13 protein-coding genes are annotated in these 15,222 nt (G+C 54.4%); 11 read left to right on the forward strand and 2 right to left on the reverse strand.

All coding sequences use genetic code 11. The features are described from left to right. Positions 1-460 precede the first annotated feature (460 nt). Genes Q3V30_RS22725 through speB form a run of 3 tightly spaced genes read left to right on the forward strand, consistent with a single transcriptional unit; the run spans position 461 to position 3,464 of the window. Entirely contained in the window at positions 461-562 is a 102-nt protein-coding gene (locus tag Q3V30_RS22725) for a virulence promoting factor (RefSeq protein ID WP_412916661.1), read from the forward strand. Beyond that, the gene (speA, locus tag Q3V30_RS04010; RefSeq protein WP_306210694.1) at positions 555-2,531 is read left to right on the forward strand and encodes a biosynthetic arginine decarboxylase; all 1,977 of its coding nucleotides are present in this window, start codon (positions 555-557) and stop codon (positions 2,529-2,531) included. The genes Q3V30_RS22725 and speA overlap by 8 nt, the downstream gene beginning before the upstream one ends. 12 nt (positions 2,532-2,543) lie before the next feature. Further along, positions 2,544-3,464 (forward strand): agmatinase, encoded by a 921-nt coding sequence (speB, locus tag Q3V30_RS04015; RefSeq protein ID WP_306210696.1) that lies wholly within the window; start codon positions 2,544-2,546, stop codon positions 3,462-3,464. A 136-nt stretch (positions 3,465-3,600) separates the two neighbouring features. Here speB and loiP read toward each other — a convergent pair whose 3' ends face one another. Then, the gene (gene loiP, locus Q3V30_RS04020) at positions 3,601-4,353 is read right to left on the reverse strand and encodes a metalloprotease LoiP (protein ID WP_306210698.1); all 753 of its coding nucleotides are present in this window, start codon (positions 4,351-4,353) and stop codon (positions 3,601-3,603) included. A gap of 285 nt (positions 4,354-4,638) precedes the next feature. Here loiP and tkt point away from each other — a divergent pair, with 285 nt between their 5' ends. The 7 genes from tkt (at position 4,639) to Q3V30_RS04055 (ending at position 13,200) form a co-directional block, all read left to right on the forward strand. Continuing rightward, the gene (gene tkt / locus Q3V30_RS04025; RefSeq protein WP_306210700.1) at positions 4,639-6,630 is read left to right on the forward strand and encodes a transketolase; all 1,992 of its coding nucleotides are present in this window, start codon (positions 4,639-4,641) and stop codon (positions 6,628-6,630) included. A gap of 335 nt (positions 6,631-6,965) precedes the next feature. Next, positions 6,966-7,985, forward strand: a complete 1,020-nt coding sequence (gene epd / locus Q3V30_RS04030) for an erythrose-4-phosphate dehydrogenase (protein ID WP_306210702.1) — start codon at positions 6,966-6,968, stop codon at positions 7,983-7,985. Between the two features lie 50 nt (positions 7,986-8,035). Continuing rightward, a complete protein-coding gene (gene pgk, locus Q3V30_RS04035) occupies positions 8,036-9,196 on the forward strand; it encodes a phosphoglycerate kinase (protein ID WP_306210704.1) in 1,161 nt (386 codons plus the stop codon). Between the two features lie 94 nt (positions 9,197-9,290). Further along, positions 9,291-10,370 (forward strand): class II fructose-bisphosphate aldolase, encoded by a 1,080-nt coding sequence (gene fbaA / locus Q3V30_RS04040; protein ID WP_306210706.1) that lies wholly within the window; start codon positions 9,291-9,293, stop codon positions 10,368-10,370. Between the two features lie 180 nt (positions 10,371-10,550). Next, positions 10,551-11,456 carry a small-conductance mechanosensitive channel MscS gene (gene mscS, locus Q3V30_RS04045; RefSeq protein ID WP_306210708.1) on the forward strand — a complete coding sequence of 302 codons (906 nt, stop codon included), beginning with the start codon at positions 10,551-10,553 and terminating at the stop codon, positions 11,454-11,456. A 242-nt stretch (positions 11,457-11,698) separates the two neighbouring features. Next, positions 11,699-12,319 (forward strand): arginine exporter ArgO, encoded by a 621-nt coding sequence (argO, locus tag Q3V30_RS04050; RefSeq protein WP_306210711.1) that lies wholly within the window; start codon positions 11,699-11,701, stop codon positions 12,317-12,319. A gap of 155 nt (positions 12,320-12,474) precedes the next feature. Continuing rightward, the gene (locus tag Q3V30_RS04055) at positions 12,475-13,200 is read left to right on the forward strand and encodes an oxidative stress defense protein (protein WP_306210712.1); all 726 of its coding nucleotides are present in this window, start codon (positions 12,475-12,477) and stop codon (positions 13,198-13,200) included. 87 nt (positions 13,201-13,287) lie between these two features. On the opposite strand, the gene Q3V30_RS04060 is transcribed toward Q3V30_RS04055, so the two are convergent. Beyond that, the gene (locus tag Q3V30_RS04060) at positions 13,288-14,184 is read right to left on the reverse strand and encodes a LysR family transcriptional regulator ArgP (RefSeq protein ID WP_306210714.1); all 897 of its coding nucleotides are present in this window, start codon (positions 14,182-14,184) and stop codon (positions 13,288-13,290) included. A gap of 194 nt (positions 14,185-14,378) precedes the next feature. Here Q3V30_RS04060 and rpiA point away from each other — a divergent pair, with 194 nt between their 5' ends. After that, positions 14,379-15,038 (forward strand): ribose-5-phosphate isomerase RpiA, encoded by a 660-nt coding sequence (gene rpiA / locus Q3V30_RS04065; protein ID WP_306210716.1) that lies wholly within the window; start codon positions 14,379-14,381, stop codon positions 15,036-15,038. Positions 15,039-15,222 lie beyond the last annotated feature (184 nt).

Here is a 15,222-nt window from a genome sequence, read left to right on the forward strand (position 1 = left end):
AATCGACTGCCTAGCGCGAAAATACTGTCACCGTTAACCGGTTCAGGCTCTCAGCGCCCCCTCAGGCAAAGCCATGAGCAGTACATATAAATGAAGACGCTTAGAAGTTAACCAGTATAGATGGATTAACATCTGGACGGCTATTTTAGGTTACTCATTAATCGGATTGCCAGCCTTTTTTCTTTAAAGCTTTTTTCCGTTTAGGGGCAGAGTGGAAAATATTCATGACAGGGTACTCACTTCAACGATTTAGATTTTGCATTTTGGGCGTTTCGGCTGTATAAAACGCCGCTGCGTTGAACTGTCCCGACCTCCTTCATCTTTCCGACATCCACGCCGTCTACTCTTTTATTGTGCTTTCCCCTCACTCAGCGCTGTCTGAGAGTGAGTGCCCTGGGGAGTGCGCGCCAGGTTTAATGTTATACTTCAGAGACCGATTGGTGTGATTCGCCAGTGTTTTATGCTGGATTTCCCGGTAGTCGATGGGTTGTTGTCGCAGCATTTCCCTGCGATAGTAGTTAACTGTTTCGCATCATTTGAATTTGAGGCTCGTAATGTCTGACGACATGAAGACTATCAAGGGTTCGTCAGCAGGCGAACAGGGTGTACTCCGCTCAATGCAGGAGGTGGCTATGAGCGATCAAGATGCCAGCAAGATGCTGCGCACCTACAATATTGCCTGGTGGGGCAATAATTATTATGACGTCAATGAGCTGGGGCATATCAGTGTCTGTCCCGATCCGGACGTGCCGGAAGCACGCGTTGATTTAGCGAAGCTGGTTAAAGAGCGTGAGGCTGAAGGCCAGCGTCTTCCCGCCCTGTTTTGTTTCCCTCAGATTCTGCAACATCGCCTTCGTTCGATAAACGCGGCTTTTAAACGTGCGCGTGAATCCTATGGCTATCGCGGTGATTACTTCCTCGTCTATCCAATTAAAGTTAACCAGCACAAGCGCGTAATTGAGTCGCTGATTAACTCTGGCGAACCGCTGGGCCTGGAAGCGGGTTCCAAAGCTGAGCTGATGGCGGTGCTGGCGCATGCGGGCATGACGCGCTCGGTGATTGTCTGTAACGGCTACAAAGACCGTGAATATATTCGTCTGGCGCTGATCGGCGAAAAGATGGGCCATAAAGTCTATCTGGTGCTGGAAAAAATGACCGAAGTGAAGCTGGTGCTGGAAGAGGCTGAACGGCTGAATGTCATTCCTCGCCTGGGTATCCGTGCGCGCCTGGCCTCGCAGGGTTCCGGTAAATGGCAATCCAGCGGCGGCGAAAAATCTAAATTTGGTCTGTCGGCAACCCAGGTTCTGAAGCTGGTAGAGATCATGCGTGAAGCGGGCCGGATGGAGAGCCTGCAGCTGCTGCACTTCCACCTCGGTTCACAGATGGCGAACATCCGTGATATCGCGACTGGCGTGCGTGAGTCGGCGCGTTTCTACGTGGAGCTGGCTAAGCTTGGCGTAAACATTCAGTGCTTTGACGTGGGCGGTGGCCTGGGCGTCGATTATGAAGGCACCCGTTCGCAGTCCGACTGTTCGGTAAACTACGGCCTGAATGAGTATGCGAACAACGTCATCTGGGCGATAGGCGATGCGTGTGAAGAGCACAATCTGCCGCACCCTACGGTGATCACCGAGTCTGGCCGTGCGGTAACCGCGCACCATACTGTGCTGGTGTCGAACATCATCGGCGTGGAGCGTAACGAGTTCAGCGAACCGCATCCGCCTGAAGGCGATTCGCCACGTCCTATCGTCAGCATGTGGGACACCTGGCAGGAGATGCACGAGCCAAATAACCGCCGCTCGCTGCGCGAATGGCTGCACGACAGCCAGATGGATCTGTTTGATATCCACACCGGCTACTCGCAGGGAACTTACGACCTGAAGCAGCGTGCCTGGGCCGAGCAGCTTTATCTGAGCATCTGCCACTATATCCAGCAGCATCTGGATCCAAGCAACCGCGCGCACCGTCCGATTATCGACGAACTGCAGGAGCGCATGGCGGACAAAATCTACGTCAACTTCTCGCTGTTCCAGTCGATGCCGGATGCGTGGGGAATCGATCAGCTGTTCCCGGTTATGCCGCTGGAAGGACTGAATAAATCGCCAGAGCGTCGCGCCGTGCTGCTGGATATCACCTGTGACTCGGACGGCACCATCGACCACTACGTGGACGGTGACGGCATCGCGACTACTATGCCAATGCCGCAGTACGATGTAGATAACCCGCCGATGCTGGGCTTCTTTATGGTCGGTGCCTATCAGGAGATCCTCGGCAACATGCACAACCTGTTCGGCGATACCGAAGCGGTTGACGTCTTTGCCTATGCGGATGGTCGGGTTGACGTGCAGCTTTCAGATGAAGGCGACACCGTTGCTGACATGCTGGAATATGTCCAGCTCGATCCGCAGGAGCTGCTGACGCACTTCCGCAATCAGATCAAAGAGAGCGATCTGGACGAAGAGCTGCGCGCGCAATTCCTGGAAGAGTTTGAGTCTGGCCTCTACGGCTATACCTATCTGGAAGATGAATAAAGAGGATTGTGTATGAATAATACCCTGGGCAACCAGTATGATAACTCGCTGGTTTCAAACGCCTTTGGTTTTATGCGTTTTCCGGTTAACTTCCAACCCTACGACAGCGATGCCGAGTGGGTGATTACCGGTATTCCTTTCGATGCGGCGACCTCGGGCCGACCGGGCAGCCGTCTGGGGCCGGGGGCCATTCGTCAGATCTCCACTAATTTGGCGTGGGAAGGCTGCCGCTGGCCGTGGAACTTTGATCTGCGTCAGCGCCTGAAGGTGATTGACTGTGGCGACCTGGTTTACGCCTTTGGCGATTCGCAGGATCTGACCGATAAGCTGCAGGCGCACGCGGAAAAACTGCTGGCGAACGGCAAGCGCATGATGACCTTCGGCGGCGATCATTACGTGACGCTGCCTCTGCTGCGCGCGCATGCGAAATACTTCGGCAAAATGGCGCTGGTGCATTTCGATGCCCATACCGACACCTACTCTAACGGGCCGAAGTTTGACCACGGCACCATGTTCCACCATGCGCCGCAGGAAGGGCTGATCGATCCGGCACGCTCCGTGCAGATCGGCATCCGCACTGAATTTGACGCCTCGCTGGGCTTTAATGTTCTGGATGCGGCGCAGGTTAACGATCGCAGCGTGGATGAGATCCTGGCTCAGGTGAAAGAGATCGTAGGCGATATGCCGGTTTACCTGACCTTTGATATCGACTGTCTGGATCCGGCTCACGCGCCGGGAACCGGCACGCCGGTGATTGGTGGACTGACCACGGATAAAGCAACTAAGCTGGTGCGCGGTCTGCAGGGGTTAAACATCGTCGGGATGGATCTGGTGGAAGTGGCACCGGGCTACGATCAGTCCGATCTGACGGCGCTTGCTGCGGCAACGCTGGCGCTGGATATGCTGCACGTTCAGGCCGTGAACAAGGGCTGAGCTGCAAAGAGCAAGATAACGGCTGAAAAGTAAGGCGGGCTGTGCCATCAGGCAAGCCCTCTTTGCAAAAGCCTGGCTCTGAAAGAGAGTCAGTTAAAGGGCGCACCGGTGGGTGCGCCCTTTTTGATCGCTTTAATTATTTACCCGCAGCGATACGATCTTTGATGTGCTGCGCGCGGGAAGCGGAAGAGGGGTGGGAGTCAAACATGGTGCTTTCGTGGCTGCCTTCCAGCTTCGAGAGTTTTTCAAAGCTGGTGACCAGGCCCTCCGGATTGATACCGCGTTTCTTCATCAGATCAAACGAGTAGTCATCTGCCTGCGATTCCTGTTTCTGTGAGAACTGCGCGTTAACCAGTTTCTCGCCAAGGTCGCCCAACTGAGACTGGGAAAGCGTAGCGGCGATGCCGCCCACCGATGCCGCCGCCGTACGGGCAGCCGTAGCGCTGTAGGCAACCTGCATGGCGCGACGGGTATGACCCAGCGCAACGTGGCCCATTTCATGGCCGAGTACGCCTTCCACTTCATTGTCGGTCATGATATCCATCAGTCCGCTGTAGACGCGGATACAGCCGTTCGCCATCGCCCAGGCATTAACGTCTTTGGTCACATAAACCTTGTAGTTAGCTGGCGTGCCGTTGATGTTGTCGCCCAGCGCTGCAGCGATCTTGTTCAGGCGCTGGGTATATACGCTGCCGGCGGGCGCAATCTGCGCTTCGCTGTCCATCTGCTCGCACGACTTCACACTCAGCTCTTTGACCTGTTCATCGCTAAGCGTGGCAGCCTGATAGGCCTGCGCGCCAGACTGCAACAGCGCATTACTGTCGAAATTCTGGCAACCAGAAAGTGCGGAAATCAGACCCAGGGTAAGTAAAGAGTGACGTAATTTCATATTATTTCATCCAGTGAGTAACAAGGTAATAAAAACAAGAACCTGCCAAAAAGAGTGGTAAAAAAGCGAACGATAAAGAGGGCGTTATAACCTTCCCCGCCACAAATGCATAGTGGCTCGGCTCTCAAAGCGCAAGTTTCCCCCCGGTATTTTGCACGTTTCGCCATGTACAGGAGACCTGTGTTTCATGTACATTGTGGGTCGACTTTTACAACTTTGCCTGATAACTCATTGATTAAAATAGGTTAAGGACGGCGAAGCGTTTAATCCGACCTGGAGTAGAACATGTCTTCTCGTAAAGAGCTTGCTAACGCCATTCGCGCACTAAGTATGGATGCGGTACAAAAAGCCAAATCTGGCCACCCGGGCGCCCCAATGGGCATGGCGGATATCGCCGAAGTGCTGTGGCGTGACTTCCTGAACCATAACCCCACTAACCCACTCTGGGCTGACCGCGACCGCTTTGTGCTGTCCAATGGCCACGGCTCTATGCTGATTTACAGCCTGCTGCACCTCAGCGGCTATGATTTGCCGATCGCGGAACTGGCTAACTTCCGTCAGCTGCACTCTAAAACTCCAGGTCACCCGGAATTTGGTTACACCGCAGGTGTTGAGACCACCACCGGTCCGCTGGGGCAGGGCATTGCAAACGCCGTAGGCATGGCGATTGCAGAGCGCACAATGGCCGCTCAGTTTAACCGTCCTGGTCACGAAGTTGTCGATCACAGCACCTATGTGTTTATGGGGGACGGCTGCATGATGGAGGGTATCTCCCATGAAGTCTGCTCGCTGGCGGGAACGCTGAAGTTGGGCAAGCTGGTTGCCTTCTATGATGACAACGGCATCTCTATCGACGGCCATATTGACGGCTGGTTTACCGATGATACCGCTAAGCGTTTTGAAGCCTACGGCTGGCACGTGGTACGCGGCGTGGATGGCCACGATGCTGAAGCGATTAAAAAAGCGGTTGAAGAAGCGAAAGCAGTCAGCGACAAACCATCTCTGCTGCTGTGCAAAACCGTTATCGGTTTCGGCTCGCCAAACAAAGCTGGCACCCATGATTCACACGGCGCGCCGCTGGGTGATGACGAGGTAGCCCTGACCCGTAAGCAGCTTGGCTGGAGCCATGCGCCGTTCGAAATCCCACAGGATATCTACGCGCAGTGGGATGCCAGAGAAGCAGGCCAGGTTAAAGAAGCCGCATGGAACGAGAAGTTCGCGGCCTATGCTAAAGCGCACCCTGAGCTGGCGGAAGAGTTCAAACGCCGTATGGGTAACGAGCTGCCGGCTAACTGGCAGGCAGAGTCGCAGAAGTTTATTGAGCAACTGCAGGCTAACCCGGCGAAAATCGCCAGCCGTAAAGCGTCGCAGAACAGCCTGGAAGCCTTTGGTAAGCTGCTGCCGGAATATCTGGGCGGCTCAGCCGACCTGGCACCAAGCAACCTGACCATGTGGTCCGGCTCTAAGCCAATCAATGAAGACGCAGCCGGTAACTATATCCATTATGGCGTCCGCGAATTCGGTATGACCGCCATCGCTAACGGCATCACGCTGCATGGTGGCTTCCTGCCGTATACCGCAACCTTCCTGATGTTTGTGGAATATGCGCGCAACGCGGCCCGTATGGCTGCCCTGATGAAAATCCGTCAAATCATGGTCTATACCCACGACTCTATCGGTCTGGGTGAAGATGGCCCGACGCATCAGCCGGTTGAGCAGATGGCCAGCCTGCGCGTCACGCCAAACATGAGCCTGTGGCGTCCTTGTGACCAGGTAGAGTCTGCGGTGGCGTGGAAATACGCGATTGAGCGTGTTGATGGCCCAACGGCGCTGATCTTCTCCCGTCAGAATCTGGCGCAGCAGGATCGTAATGCTGAGCAATTGGCTAACGTTGCGCGCGGCGGTTACGTGCTGAAAGATTGCGATGGCCAGCCTGAGGCGATCCTGATCGCTACCGGTTCCGAAGTTGAGCTGGCGGTGGGCGCGTATGACCGGCTGACCTCAGAAGGGCGTAAAGTTCGCGTAGTTTCTATGCCTTCTACCGATGCCTTCGACAAGCAGGATGCTGCCTACCGTGAAGCGGTACTGCCGAAAGCGGTCAGCGCTCGCGTGGCTATCGAAGCGGGTATCGCCGACTACTGGTTCAAGTATACCGGCCTGAACGGCGCTATCGTGGGCATGACCACCTTTGGTGAGTCAGCGCCTGCTGAGCAGCTGTTTGAGATGTTTGGCTTCACCGTGGATAACGTGGTCGCTAAAACCAAAGAACTGCTGTAATCCGCTGGGGCGGGAGCTATCCCGCCCCTTTACTGCGGCCTGTGTCCACTCATGCCAAAATCTGCCTTCGATTCCTTTTCTGCCACCCCTCTCTCCACCGGCTTAATTTTGCAAATCTGTGACACAGATCCAAAGATTGTCGCTGCAATTGATCCCGGTCATTCCTATTATTCCTGAGTTCAATTATCCTAGCTGAACCGTTTCAGTTGGTCTCCGGGCGTAACTCAGACGGGTTTTCAGGCTGGTGGCGTGACATAAAAATTCCCTGTACAAACCCGATCGTCTGCCTCAGGCTAACGCTCCAGTTTTACACTGAATTCAGATGCTGGAGTGATATGACAGTTCGCATTGCCATAAACGGGTTTGGCCGCATCGGACGTAACGTACTGCGTGCGCTCTATGAAACCGGCCGTCGGGCGGAAATCACCGTGGTGGCTATCAATGAGCTGGCGGAAGCAGCGGGCATGGCGCACTTGCTGAAGTACGATACCAGCCACGGACGCTTTGGCTGGGAGGTGCGTCAGGAGCGGGATCTGCTTTCGGTAGGCGAAGATACGATTCGTTTGCTGCACCGTGCGGAGATTGCCGCACTGCCGTGGCGGGAGCTGAATGTGGACGTGGTTCTCGACTGCACCGGCGTCTATGGCAGCCGCGAAGATGGTGAAGCGCATCTGGCTGCGGGCGCCAAAAAAGTGCTCTTTTCCCATCCTGGCGGTAATGACCTGGATGCCACCGTGGTTTTTGGTGTGAATGAGAAAGAACTCCAGCCTAATCACCTGATTGTCTCCAATGCCTCCTGCACGACGAACTGTATTATTCCCGTGATTAAATTGCTGGATGATGCCTACGGCATCGAGTCGGGTACGGTGACTACCATCCACTCTGCCATGCACGATCAGCAGGTGATTGATGCTTACCACAGCGACCTGCGCCGTACGCGTGCGGCCAGTCAGTCCATTATTCCGGTCGATACGCGGCTTGCTGCCGGGATTACCCGTATTTTTCCTAAATTTAATGACCGGTTTGAGGCTATAGCGGTACGCGTGCCTACTATAAACGTGACGGCGATTGATTTGAGCGTCAGCGTCAGGCGCGCGGTAGGGGCTTGCGAAGTTAATGCCTTGTTGCGAAACGCGTCAGAAGGGGCATTTAGTGGTATAGTTGACTATACGGAACTACCGTTAGTCTCAATAGATTTTAACCATGATCCGCACAGTGCCATAGTCGATGGCACGCAGACGCGGGTCAGCGGTCAGCACCTGATCAAGACGCTGGTCTGGTGCGACAACGAGTGGGGCTTTGCTAACCGGATGATCGACACCACGTTAGCGATGGCCGCAAGCGGTTTCAGGTAGGGCGCGGACTGCGCCCGTCAAAACTTAGAGAATCAACGAGAGGATTCACCATGTCTGTAATTAAGATGACCGATCTGGATCTTGCTGGCAAACGCGTACTTATCCGTTCTGATTTGAACGTGCCGGTAAAAGAAGGGAAAGTGACGTCTGATGCACGTATTCGTGCTTCATTGCCGACCATCGAAGCGGCGCTGAAGCAGGGCGCAAAAGTGATGGTAACCTCCCACCTTGGTCGCCCAACTGAAGGTGAATACAACGAGGAGTTCTCTCTCCTGCCAGTTGTTAACTATCTGAAAGACAAACTCTCTTCTCCTGTTCGCCTGGCAAAAGATTACCTTGATGGCGTGGAAGTTGCCGAAGGTGAACTGGTCGTGCTGGAAAACGTTCGCTTCAACAAAGGCGAAAAGAAAGACGACGAAGCCCTCTCTAAAAAATATGCTGCGCTGTGCGACATCTACGTGATGGATGCGTTTGGTACGGCTCACCGCGCGCAGGCTTCTACCCACGGCGTAGGTAAATTTGCTCCGGTCGCCTGTGCAGGCCCGCTGCTGGCTGAGGAATTAGACGCGCTGGGTAAAGCGCTGAAAAGCCCGGCTCGCCCAATGGTGGCTGTGGTTGGCGGTTCTAAAGTCTCTACCAAGTTTGACGTGCTGAATTCGCTGGTGAAAATTGCGGATACCGTCATTGTGGGCGGCGGCATCGCTAACACCTTCGTGGCTATCGATAACAACGTCGGTAAATCTCTCTATGAGCCTGATTTTGTTGAAGCAGCGAAAAAACTGCGTGATGAATTCAAAATCCCGGTGCCGACCGACTCCCGCGTAGGCACAGAATTCTCTGAAACTGCCCCCTCTACCGTCAAGAAAGTGAGTGAAGTCAAAGACGACGAAGAGATCATGGACTTCGGTGACGAAACCGCACTGGCGATGGCTAAGCTGTTGAAAGAAGCCAAAACTATTCTGTGGAATGGCCCGGTTGGCGTGTTCGAATTCCCGAACTTCCGTAAAGGAACTGAAATTGTAGCGAAGGCGATTGCAGAGAGCGACGCATTCTCTATCGCCGGAGGCGGTGATACGCTGGCTGCCATCGATCTGTTCGGTATTGAAGATAAAATTTCCTATATTTCTACCGGCGGCGGGGCTTTCCTGGAGTTCGTGGAAGGCAAGAAACTGCCAGCAGTCGCCATGCTTGAAGAGCGTGCGAAACAGTAATCTCTGGGGCGGGAGCGCGTCTCCCGCCGGACTGATTTGCCCCACTAGCGGGCGCAAAATCTCTTAATACGACCGACGAAACAGGACAAAAAACATGTCTAAAATTTTTGATTTCGTAAAACCAGGCGTTGTCACCGGCGACGACGTGCAGAAGATCTTTAAAGTAGCGAAAGAAAACAAATTCGCTCTGCCAGCCGTTAACTGCGTGGGTACTGATTCTATCAACGCCGTGCTGGAAACCGCCGCTAAAGTTAAAGCGCCGGTCATTATCCAGTTCTCTAACGGTGGCGCTGGCTTCATCGCTGGTAAAGGTCTGAAATCCGATAAGCCGCAGGCTGCGGCTATCCTGGGCGCAATCTCTGGCGCGCACCACGTTCACCTGATGGCTGAACAGTATGGCGTGCCGGTTATTCTGCATACCGACCACTGCGCCAAGAAACTGCTGCCGTGGATCGACGGCCTGCTGGACGCGGGCGAAGCACACTTCGAGAAAACCGGTAAGCCACTCTTCTCTTCCCATATGATCGACCTCTCTGAAGAGACGCTGGAAGAGAACATCGAAATCTGTAGCAAGTATCTGGCGCGTATGGCCAAAATTGATATGACGCTGGAAATCGAACTGGGTTGCACCGGCGGTGAAGAAGATGGCGTGGACAACAGCCACATGGACGCTTCTGCCCTCTACACGCAGCCAGAAGATGTTGATTACGCTTACACCAAACTGAACGCTATCAGCCCACGCTTCACTATCGCTGCCTCCTTCGGTAATGTGCACGGTGTATACAAGCCTGGCAACGTTAAGCTGACCCCAACCATCCTGCGTGATTCTCAGGACTATGTGAGCAAGAAACACAATCTGCCACATAACTCTCTGGATTTCGTCTTCCACGGCGGTTCAGGTTCATCAGCAGCTGAGATTGAAGAGTCTATCGGCTACGGCGTGATCAAAATGAACATCGATACCGACACCCAATGGGCAACCTGGGATGGTATCCTGCAGTATTACAAAAAGAACGAAGGCTACCTGCAGGCCCAACTGGGTAACCCGGAAGGCGCAGATAAGCCAAACAAAAAATATTACGATCCGCGCGTCTGGCTGCGTGCATCCCAGTCCTCGATGATCGTGCGTCTGGAGCAGGCTTTCAAAGAACTCAACGACGTTGACGTTCTGTAAGTCGCCATAACATGATGATAAGGCCCCTTAATGGGGCCTTTTTTATGCCCAGAACCGGTAACAAATTGTTAATTTCACGGCTTATTTGGCGGCGCGTGCCATTTTTAGTTACCCTTTGGGTTTGGGCTGTCAGTTTCTTCTGACGATATCACCCATTGAGAACAACAACAGGAAAACGAAATGGAAGATCTTAACGTGGTACACGGCATTAACAACGCCGGCAGCTGGCTGGTTCGCAACCAGGCGCTGCTGTTGAGCTATGCCGTCAACATCGTCGCGGCCGTAGTGATTGCCATCATCGGGATGATCGTCGCGCGAATCATCTCCAATACGCTGAATAAAGTGCTGCGGGCACGTCATATTGATGCCACAGTTGCTGACTTTCTTTCCGCACTGGTGCGCTACGGGGTTATTGCCTTTACGCTGATTGCCGCGCTGGGACGGGTAGGGGTACAGACCGCCTCCGTTATCGCCGTACTGGGTGCCGCAGGTCTGGCTATTGGTCTGGCCTTGCAGGGATCGCTGTCAAACCTGGCTGCGGGCGTGCTGCTGGTTACCTTCCGCCCTTTCCGTACCGGCGAGTTTATTGATATTGGCGTGATGGGAACCGTGCAGAACGTACAGATTTTCTCTACTACGCTGAAAACCGCCGACGGTAAAATCGTCGTTGTACCGAATGGAAAAATCATCGCGGGCAATATCGTTAACTTCTCCCGTGAGCCGGTTCGCCGTAACGAGTTTATTATTGGCGTGGCTTACGATGCCGATGTAGACCAGGTTATCAAGTTGTTGCAGGAAGTATTGGATGCCGAGCCGCGTGTGCTGCAGGATAGGGGTGTGCAGATTGGCCTGCAGGAGATGGCAGCCTCTTCCCTGAACTTTATCGTGCGCTGCTGGAGTAACGCGAGCGAACTGCAGCTTGTGTACTGGGATCTGATGAAGAACTTCAAGCGTACGCTGGACGCGCATGGAATCGGTATTCCTTATCCGCAGATGGATGTTCACCTGCATCAGGTCAAATCCCCTGAAGCGCAGCAGAGCGACGCAGCGCCACAGGCGGCTCAGGCATTGCCTAAGCCAGAGTAAATTTTCAGGAGGTTATTCAGGCGTAGCCGAAAGAAGGATTACTATCCTGACCAATCCCACACTGGCCTGGATCAGATTACCGTTGCAGGTGCCTGAATTCACTCCGCTAATAAGGCGAACTCCGGTTCGCCTTATTTAGTACGGTTATATTAGATAAACTGATATGCCATAAGATTTTTCCATTTCCTCTAATGATGGCTCCCTTATACACTCGGCTGAAATAATCCGGTCGAGGAATATATGTGATATCTATTTTCTTTCAGGGCATGGCGCTGGGCGCTGCGCTAATCCTCCCTTTGGGACCCCAGAATGCGCTGGTGCTGAATCAGGGCGTGCGCCGCCAGTATCATTTGATGACGGCCGGACTCTGTACCTTAAGCGATATTGTCCTGATTTGTGCCGGGGTCTTTGGCGGCAGCGCCTTACTGACTCAGTCGCCGTTACTGCTGAACCTTGTCACCTGGGGTGGCGTGGCATTTTTAGTGTGGTATGGCTGGGGGGCCTTTCGCACCGCTTTTAGCGGCGAGGTGGATCTCGCCTTATCAGCGGCAATGAAGCAGAGCCGGTGGCGAATTTTCGCCACCATGATGGCGGTAACCTGGCTTAATCCTCACGTTTATATCGACACGTTCGTCGTGCTCGGCAGCCTTGGCGGACAGCTACCTGCGGAGGCCCGAAGCTGGTTTGCGCTGGGGTCGGCCAGCGCCTCACTGCTGTGGTTCTTTGGTCTTGCCTCGCTGGCCGCCTGGCTCTCACCCGTGCTCAATACCGCTAAAGCGCAGCGGATAATTAACGCCTTAGTCGGCGTGATGATGTGGGGCATTGCGCTGAAGCTGGCGCTGCAGGCAGTTGGCTGGGCTTAAGGGAACTCACTCCAGGAATTACGGTCATAGCCTGATACCTGAAAACGCAATAACATAGCCCGTTGCGTTTAAACGGAACTCATTCTCTGGCGGTGAACCTTTTCATCGCCAGTTGATTCCCGGATATGACTAGAAGCCCCCCACGGAGGAACCCAGTGAAGCTTACCAAATTGGCTCTGGCCGCACTAATTGGACTTGGAACAGTACCCGCACTCGCCCTGGCAGATGAACTGCCAAATGGCCCGCACGTTGTGACCTCCGGCCAGTCCAGCGTTGACGCCACGCCGGACATCGCCACGCTGGCTATCGAAGTCAGCATTACCGCTAAAGATGCTGCTGAAGCCAAAAAACAGGCTGACGATCGCGTCGCGCAATATTTTGATTTTCTGAATAAGAACGGGATTGAGAAGAAAGATATTGATGCCGCAAATCTCCGTACCCAGCCTGAATATGACTACACCAAAGAGGGCAAAGCGGTTCTGAAAGGGTATCGCGCGGTACGTCAGGTGCAGGTAACGCTGCGCCAGCTGGACAAGCTGAATGAGCTGCTGGACGGCGCGCTGAAATCTGGCCTCAACGAGATCCGCTCTGTGGAGCTGGGCGTGGCAAATCCTGACCAGTATCGTAATAAAGCGCGGCAGGCGGCTATAGATGACGCTACGCAGCAGGCGGGCGAGCTGGCGAAAGGGTTCAACGCCAAGCTGGGTGGGGTTTACAGCATCCGTTATCACGTTGCTAACTATCAGCCGATGCCAGTCGCCAGAATGTATAAGATGGCTGACGCGGCACCGATGACTTCAGCTGCACAGACCTATGAGAAGCAGAGCATTCACTTTGACGATCAGGTAGATGTTGTGTTTGAGCTGCAGCGCAATCAGTAACGGATAACGTTTTACTGATGGCTTATGCTGGCTGTATCAGCATAATGCCAGCAGTTTAAGGGCCTCCTTCGGGAGGCCTTTTGCTGTTTACTCGCTCTGACGCAGTACGCGATGGCCGTGGCCAATCAACGCATCGGTCACTTTACGCATCAGGCGGCTTTCCGGGGCGAAGCGGTGCCAGTAGAGCATCCGCCGCTGGAACAGCCCTGGCGTTAAGTCAATCAGCTCGCCCTCGGCCAGCTCACGTTCTATCTGCAGATGGGGGATCATACAGCAGGTGGTACCCTGTCTGGCCAGCTGCACAAAGGCTTCTGAGGAGTTGACGATGTGGCACGGCACGCTGCCTGGCGACAGGTCAAAGTTCTGCTGCAAAAATGCCTGATGCATATCATCCAGATGGTCAAACGCCACCGCAGGCGCTTTCAGCAGGGCCGAGCGGGTCACGCCGTTGGGAAAGTAGCGTGCAGCGAACTCTTTCGAGCCGACAAACAGGTAATCCAGCGCGCCGAGCCGATCAACCAGGCAACTTGGCAGCGGCTGCGGCTGAATACTCACTGCCCCAACCACTTCCCCGCGACGCAAGCGCTCCTGGGTACGGCTCTCATCCTCTACCTGCAAATTCAGGCGGACCGGAGAGTCCGTTAACACGGTTTTCAGCGCCGGGAGCAGCCAGGTTGCCAGACTGTCGGCGTTGACCGCCAGCGAGAGCAGCAGAGGCGTGGTTCCGCCGTTTTCATCACCCAGCCACTGCTCTTCCAGCAGCTCGACCTGGTGCAGCAGCGCCAGCAGCTTTTGTCCCTGCTCAGTAGGGCGCGGCGGCACGGTGCGCACCAGCAACGGCTGACCAAACATATTTTCCAGCTGTTTGATCCGCTGGGAAACAGCCGACTGAGTAATACAAAGCTTTTGCGCTGCGCGCTCAAAGCCGCGCTCGCGAATGACGGCATCCAGCGCCTGAAGCGTTCGATAATCCGGGCGTTTCATTGTGGGTATAAACTCTCTTTCAGGTGTGGAAACTGCACTATGCCATAAATTTGTCATTTTCCCCCAGGGCAATAAACACTTTATCGCTTTGTGGGCCCGCTTCCAAACTGCCAACAAATGCCGCGTGAAGGCGGTGATTTCTCTCCCGGTTGTTTTATACTGGCGCCACGATCCCATCGGAATTGAAACTGACCATGACACAGGATGAACTGAAAAAAGCCGTTGGCTGGGCCGCGCTGGACTACGTGACCCCAGGTACCATTGTTGGCGTAGGAACGGGTTCCACTGCCGCGCACTTTATCGATGCCTTAGGCTCCATCAGGCATCAGATTGACGGGGCGGTCTCCAGCTCGGAGGCTTCTACCGAAAAGCTGAAAGCGCTGGGTATTCCGGTCTTCGATCTCAATGAGGTTGATTCTCTCGCTGTCTATGTTGATGGCGCGGATGAGATCAACGGCATGATGCAGATGATCAAAGGCGGCGGCGCGGCCTTAACGCGGGAAAAAATCATCTCTGCCGTTGCGGATAAGTTTGTCTGCATCGCCGATGAATCCAAGCAGGTGGATGTGCTGGGCCGTTTTCCTCTGCCGGTAGAGGTGATCCCTATGGCGCGCAGCTATGTGGCGAGAGAACTGGTCAAGCTGGGTGGCCTGCCGGAATACCGCCAGCATGTGCTGACCGATAACGGCAATATCATCCTCGACGTGCATAACCTGAAGATCCTTGATGCAGTTGCGCTGGAAATTGCCATTAATGCGCTGCCCGGCGTGGTGACGGTGGGGCTGTTTGCGGCGCGTTCAGCCGACGTTGCGCTGATCGGCACGGCCAACGGCGTGAAGACCATACAAAAATGATCTTACCGGCGCCGGACCGGTGCCGGCTATTTTCAGCTAAAAAAACATCTTTTATGACAGCGGTGAAATTTGGTGACTTATGTCACATAACAGACCGCCGCAGGGCAATCCTGCTGATCCTACCGCATGCACCGTGATTATCTGCCGAAATGTACTGCCACTCCCCGTCGCCATGCTACCCGCC

This window comes from Erwinia pyri, assembly GCF_030758455.1.
Lineage (GTDB): Bacteria > Pseudomonadota > Gammaproteobacteria > Enterobacterales > Enterobacteriaceae > Erwinia > Erwinia pyri.